Below are 6,258 nucleotides of genomic sequence, written 5' to 3'. Positions count from 1 at the left end.
CCACTTCAATACACCTTACACCTTGCTCAACGTCCTCTATTCAGTTTTCAAAGAACGATCACGTTCATCACGCGAGCCGCGCACTATACAACGTGCACCGTCGCGTGTCAAGGGACCCGCTCGAAATAAATTCGGGTAGTTTCCCTTCGGCACCGCACCGTGACTCGCGTCAGGCGCGGTCATCAGGTAGGAACACCGTGAACGATGGGAACCTTACCAAGGTGAGGGCGCAGAAGTCAAGACCGGTAATGGGTAAGCCAACGCTTTTTGTGACCGTATGGAAAGTCGACAAGTGTTATGTGCCGCCACAGCTTACTCTCCCCCGGCTTTCAACTAGGCGGTGAAGAATTTGTAGACGGAGTGTACTGGGAAAACGTTCGTCTATTTATAGCCGGTCATGAAATCCGAGACCATGCCTCCTAATGTGAGCGAGGAATATCCGGCCAATACATGGGATCTTGTGATACGGTTTCGATTTGCATTATCGCTTCACGAGGAAGCTCCAAATCAATTCACTCGTTTCTGCATCCCACAGTTGCAAGTCAGCATGATACTCGAACCAGTTTGAGGGAGTCGCACATCGAACAGGAATTGAGTCGTGTCTTCCACTCATCGCCAGCTTCCGGAGAATAGAATCGAGATAATCCACCGACACACTTCGTTGCCGCTTCTTCCGGAAGACGCCACTGCTCCAAACAAGGCCAGAGAAAACCATGGAGCTATCGGAGTAAAACCGTTCGGATGTACCTATAGATTGAGCTGGAGCAACCTGGAATGAGGAACAAAAAGCGATCCCTTTCTACAAAAACGTGACGTGCTTCAGCGATTGCGCCATGCATTCCGACGAGACACAAGCTCGCCTTATATTCATGATCCATACATGACCGCGCTCATCGCTACTGATCATCCGGAAATATCCGCTGCCAATCGCGCTTCATATCCACGACGATCCAGCCTTTGACATTCGCCTTAGCGAGGCGAACGGCTCCTTGGTTTTCGATTCCGGATGCTGCGGCGTCAGTACTTTGATTCGGTCTAACGAAAAGACAAGTTAACAATAAACCGGTTGCTCCGCCCAGAGCGTGCCGAACGTGGCAGAGCACTCGGCTGCGGAAATGAACTCCGGACCACCGGCAGTTGTCAGGCGGGCTTCAAATTCGACGATAGTCTGCTGTCATTCATTCCACAATGGAAGCGCATCGTCCGCTGCTCTCGTCAGATTCACACTCTCCTCTTGCACATGCAGTTGACTCCCGGCCACTGGAGTGGAATTTTCGATACCCCATCACATCAGACTCCATCCAGATCCTCGACTTCATCTCCTGCGGAAGCCTCGAGATTTGGAGTGGAGGATACGAACCGATGCCCGGCCACCAGATTGCCGAGCGCTTGCGGCAGGTCGGACACAACCTGACTCTTGACCACGTATCCCATCACTCCGACGGCCAGAGCCGCCTGCAGGAAATCAGCATCTTCATGGACCGTGAGAATGAGAACCCGAGTCTGGCATCCAGCGGCCTGCAACCGTCTCGCCACCTCCAGCCCATCGAGCCTTGGCATAGTGATATCCAAAGTCACAATGTCGGGGGCAAGCCGCTCCACCAACTCAACCGCGCTTGAGCCGTCGGCAGCGATACCGACCACCTCGCACTCCATATCGCACGTCTTCGCCAAGAGCTCCATCATGTGGTCGACGAAGTTCTTATTATCATCCGCCAAAACCAATCGGAGGCGTGAAATGGGGCCGCGGTCTTTCTTTTGACTTGCATTACCGCCAAATCGAATGACCATGTTCGCCACTTTTTGCTATTTCTAGTCGCTGCCCATACGATACCCAGAAGTGCTCTGACGTATCAGGGATTCCTATTACCGGGCTACTGGCAAATTTGACAGAACCCGAAAACAATTTGCCGCGTGTTCCTATGCCACCCGCATAAATCGACTCTCATGTACCGCAACTTTACGATGTTCAGCAGCGTCCGGCGTTTCCAAGATTCCGCGATCCCCGAACTGTAATCGAACCGGACTCGGAGCAGCGTAGTGGCGTCGATACCACAGCACGCGTCAAGAACACCGCCGCCACCAGTTCCAAACCAGTCCCACGCGATCGAATCGCTTTCCTCACATGGTTTGTCACGATATCTAATTGGAGCGGTTTTGATAGTCCAATTCAGCCGTTCTGACCGTGGCAGGACACGTCGAAAGAGACAGCCATCGGTGGGGTTGTTGCGGCGAGCATCACGAAGAGGTGTGGTTTTGCCGGTTCAAGACCGTCTACATAATGAGATTACTCACCTGTTGCGTAAACCTATGGCACCATCGAAATGATGCTCGCGGAGGGAGAGTTGTTATCGCGAGTACACAGAATTGACAAAAACCTGGAGCTTCCCTATATTTCCCCCATGATCGGGGGCTGAATTTCCCCTAGTGGTGGATCCGAATTCCTCCCTATGGTGACCAATGGAGAGGTGATCCCATGGTCCAAAAATCAGGCCTTCTCTCGCCAGGCCAAGCAGATCTGAGAAGACGCCTCAACCGATTTCCTCAAGCAACTCACGCCGACATACCGATCCCATTGCATTGTACTCATCAGCTGGACAAGTTATTGACTGAACTTTCCGTCGCTTCGGTAGGCTTGTTGGGTGAAGCAGTGGACGATGTTCTGATCGATACCCTTCGACGCCTCGTTGAGGATCTCGGTGCTGATCGGTCAGTATTCGGCTTCTTCACGATCGGCAGCAAGGAACTGACGATGACGCATTGCTACGCGCGCCCCGACATTCCCCGTGTTCCGGCACTCGACATGACACAGAAATTTCCATGGTTGTTTGAAGAGCTCGGTTGCGGGGAGGCCGTGAGATTTTCCCGACCGGACGACCTCCCACTCAAGGCTGCAGCCTTGCGCAGGTATTGCCGACAGCAAGGTCTACGCTCAGGCTTGATTTTGCCGCTGTGCACCTATGGTCCCACCCGGTTTGCTCTGGCCGTCAGCTCATTGACCAAGAACCGCTTGTGGCCGAATTCGATCCTCCGCCCCATATGGCTGATTGGAAATTTGCTGGCTGGCGCAGTGATCCGCCGAAAGCAGGAAGAGGATCGTCAGAGAGAGATTGATCTGAAGTTGGCGCAAGAGCATCAGTTGAGGAGCACCATCATTGAGAGCCTGCCTGGAAATTTCTTCATGATAGACATACACGGCAGGTTAGTCAGGTGGAATCACAACATGGAGCATGTCTATGGCTTTTCGTCACAAGAGCTGTCCGGCATGAAAACTGCCAAATGGCTCATTCCTGAAGATCGGGACAAACATGAAACCATGGTGAAGACATGTTTCCGCATGGGATCTGCCGTATGTACGTACCAGGGCAGAACGAAAGACGGACGATGTATCCCTTTCCACACTCGAGCCGTTCGGACACGAATCGGGAACGAATTCTACATCATGGGTGTAGAGTCGGATATTTCGGAGCAAAAGCGGACGGAAGACCAGCTGCGTCTACTAAGCAGCTGTTTGATCGGCAACCAAGAGAAGGAACGTCACCGTCTTGCGCAAGAGCTGCACGACGATATCAGTCAACGTCTTGCGCTCGTGGCCGCCCAATTGGAGCTGTTCTTGCGTACGCCACGGGATGGCGACATCGACCACTCTGTCAGCATCCGCAGCACCGATCGCATTTTGGACAACATTCGAGCCTTGGCCTCGGATGTTCATAAAATGGCGTACGGCCTGCATCCAGCGAAGCTCGATCAATTAGGATTGCCGGCAGCTCTCAGATCACTATGCAGGGACATCGGAAACTTGAAACGGTTACGGATACGATGTTCCGTGGAAGACATCGGGAAAGAGTTGCCTCCTCCGATTGCACTCTGCTTCTATCGCCTGGCTCAGGAATCGTTGCACAATGTCATCAAGCACAGCGAGGCAACAGAAGTATCTCTGAAACTGGACGTCCAGGGCTCAGAACTCCACCTGGTCGTGACCGATAACGGTGTCGGGTTCGATCCTCCTGAATCGGAATCGATCCACAGCGGACTGGGAATTATCAGCATGAAGGAGCGGTTGCGTCAGATCTCCGGCGCATTTCTCCTGCAGTCCAAACCAGGTCAGGGCACCAGAGTGGAAGCGCACGTGCCGTGGACTAGAAGTTCCAACCGATAGCATAGCCGATTCAAGAATTTCATTCCTTCTGTGATCAGAGAGCGAGACTAAAGCCGTCACGCACGTCCCGCGATCTAATCTCGACAGTCACGTTGGATGTGACCCGACAGAAGAACAAGTAGGCCCTCTCATCGCGGATGATCAAAAGAATCGAGCCCAGGGTGTGGGTTCTCACCCTTCCGGACATTCATGTTCAGTCGCCAGCCGCTATGGCAACATCGGTGATCGGACGAGAATCAGAAGGATCACGCCTGATGATGAGCCGCTGTATCAAGTAATAGAGACCGCACAGCGTACGTTTAAGTTCCGCCATGCTGATGCATGGAAGCTTATAGGCGAGGCTATTCGCGACACCCCGCCTATCTCCACGATACAAACCCCCGTCGCTTAGAGGGGTTCAAAACTGAACTTTTGCCCTCCAATGGCCGCCTCATACATCAGACCGCCGATCGCTTGGGTAAAGACGGCCATCCCCTTGGTGTAGCCGAGGCCGACTTGTGCACCGGATTTCGGTCCGGCACTGGCTCCGGCCGAGCCTCCTGTCGTTCCGGTCGTGGCTTGCGCCCCGGCAGTGATGGCGACTGCGGAGGCCGTGGCGTCGAACGCAAATTCTCCGCTCGTAAACTCCTCATACGCGCGCTGATCTTTGAAGAAGATAATTTCGCAGAATCCCTGGCCTCCGGCTTGGAAGCCAAAAGAGAGCTTCATCAGCCTTGTTTTGCCGGTCACCTTTCCGTCGCGGTAGACTTGTCCCTGCCCATAAGCGCCGCCGACCCCCAGCCCTCCTTTCCCGATAAGCGGAAAGACCGCATAGCCATACGCATTCTCAAAAAACGGTTTCACCTGGTCTGAAGATTTGAATTTGTCGATCGTGGACGAATAATCCTCGGCCGCCAACGTACTGGCGCTCGCCCAGGCCATGGCGGCCATGAACACAACGGCTGGCACCGATACACGAAATGTTCTCATCGTCGTCTCCTTGCGTGATAAGGTTCTCTACCCCTCGGGTGCTGTTGTTTTTCCTGACCATATTCATCGTAACCGCCCCTTCGAACTCACGATTGGGGTGGGAGCTGTGTCTCCAGCGAAGAGGGATCTTCTCTCACGGTTCCCCTCGCCTTCTTGTTCACGATAGCTCAACCAGGAAACCAGTGGCAACACTGTAAGTGGGGTTATCAGCTGATTCTAGATGGTCAGTATTGTCACCGTTTCCCCGGCTGTGGGATTTGGATCACCTGATCGATCAAGGTATTCAATGGGCCATAGGATGATATAGTGGCGCCGTTCATGAAGTCCGTAATCATACTGGCCATGGTCAAGCGTGCAGTATCCTCGAAGTAGACTGGGTCTTGGCCAACGGCTTCGCTCTCCAAGGTTGTCTCAGCCAGGGATGTCCAAATCAGCTCGCCCGTCTGCATATCCCATAATTGCAATGAGAGTCGCATGATACTCGAGCGAATACGGGAGACCTTCAAGGCAATTGGGGGAAGTTCCCACCGGTCCTTCATGATCTGCATGAACTCAATCAGCTTGGGTTGAAAGACATACCGTGTGCCGATGGCCGTTCCCAACTTCCTGAGCGATCCGCCGTCCAAAAGATGACTCTGGAGCGCCTCGTTTCTCATTCGTGTGTACTCGCTTGCGAGAACGTTTTTATTAATCAAGCTCGCCGCTTCCTGCTGAGTGATGACTTTGACGCTCGGTGCCACTGTGTTGAGAACTTGTGCCAGGATGCTGTCTAAGCCTGTCTCACTACCCAGCAGTCTGGCGGGAGCCAGCGCTCCGAAGATCGCCACAGGTTCCTGTGTGAGCACCGCCTGGTTGAATTTCGGGGATGGGGGGCTCGAATTCGTACGGACATGCCAGCCGTAGAGGGAGCCGGCGCATCCGACCGGTAACATCACAAATAGGATGAGCGTTGTACACAAAGGAATCAATGACAGCCGAGGTTTCCTCACATAATTCCCCAGAAGAGCCATCGTGGGTACAGTGCCATTATCCTTATCTAGATTGCAGCTTGGCAAGCGAACGGTCCTCTATACGGATCTGCAAGGCCGAATGATGTCAACCTGCTGATCCCAACAGCTTGACCCAGCAGT

Annotated in this window: 4 protein-coding genes; 1 reads left to right on the top strand and 3 read right to left on the bottom strand. The window is 53.4% G+C overall.

All coding sequences use genetic code 11. The features are described 5' to 3' along the window. Positions 1-1,290 precede the first annotated feature (1,290 nt). Positions 1,291-1,791: a response regulator gene (locus ACOSYY_RS13995; RefSeq protein WP_421663134.1), complete on the bottom strand. Its 501-nt coding sequence runs from the start codon at positions 1,789-1,791 to the stop codon at positions 1,291-1,293. 685 nt (positions 1,792-2,476) lie between these two features. On the opposite strand from ACOSYY_RS13995, the gene ACOSYY_RS13990 reads away from it, so the two are divergent. After that, positions 2,477-4,159, top strand: coding sequence for a PAS domain-containing sensor histidine kinase (locus ACOSYY_RS13990; RefSeq protein ID WP_421663133.1), 1,683 nt, complete (start codon positions 2,477-2,479; stop codon positions 4,157-4,159). A gap of 387 nt (positions 4,160-4,546) precedes the next feature. Here ACOSYY_RS13990 and ACOSYY_RS13985 read toward each other — a convergent pair whose 3' ends face one another. Both ACOSYY_RS13985 and ACOSYY_RS13980 read right to left on the bottom strand, forming a co-directional pair. After that, positions 4,547-5,128: a lipid-binding SYLF domain-containing protein gene (locus tag ACOSYY_RS13985; RefSeq protein ID WP_421663132.1), complete on the bottom strand. Its 582-nt coding sequence runs from the start codon at positions 5,126-5,128 to the stop codon at positions 4,547-4,549. 233 nt (positions 5,129-5,361) lie between these two features. After that, a complete protein-coding gene (locus ACOSYY_RS13980) occupies positions 5,362-6,138 on the bottom strand; it encodes a hypothetical protein (RefSeq protein WP_421663131.1) in 777 nt (258 codons plus the stop codon). Between the last annotated feature and the right edge of the window lie 120 nt (positions 6,139-6,258).

This window comes from Nitrospira sp. BLG_2 (assembly GCF_049222245.1).
Note: the sequence above shows the minus strand (reverse complement) of the source record. Positions and strands in the feature narration are given on the sequence as shown.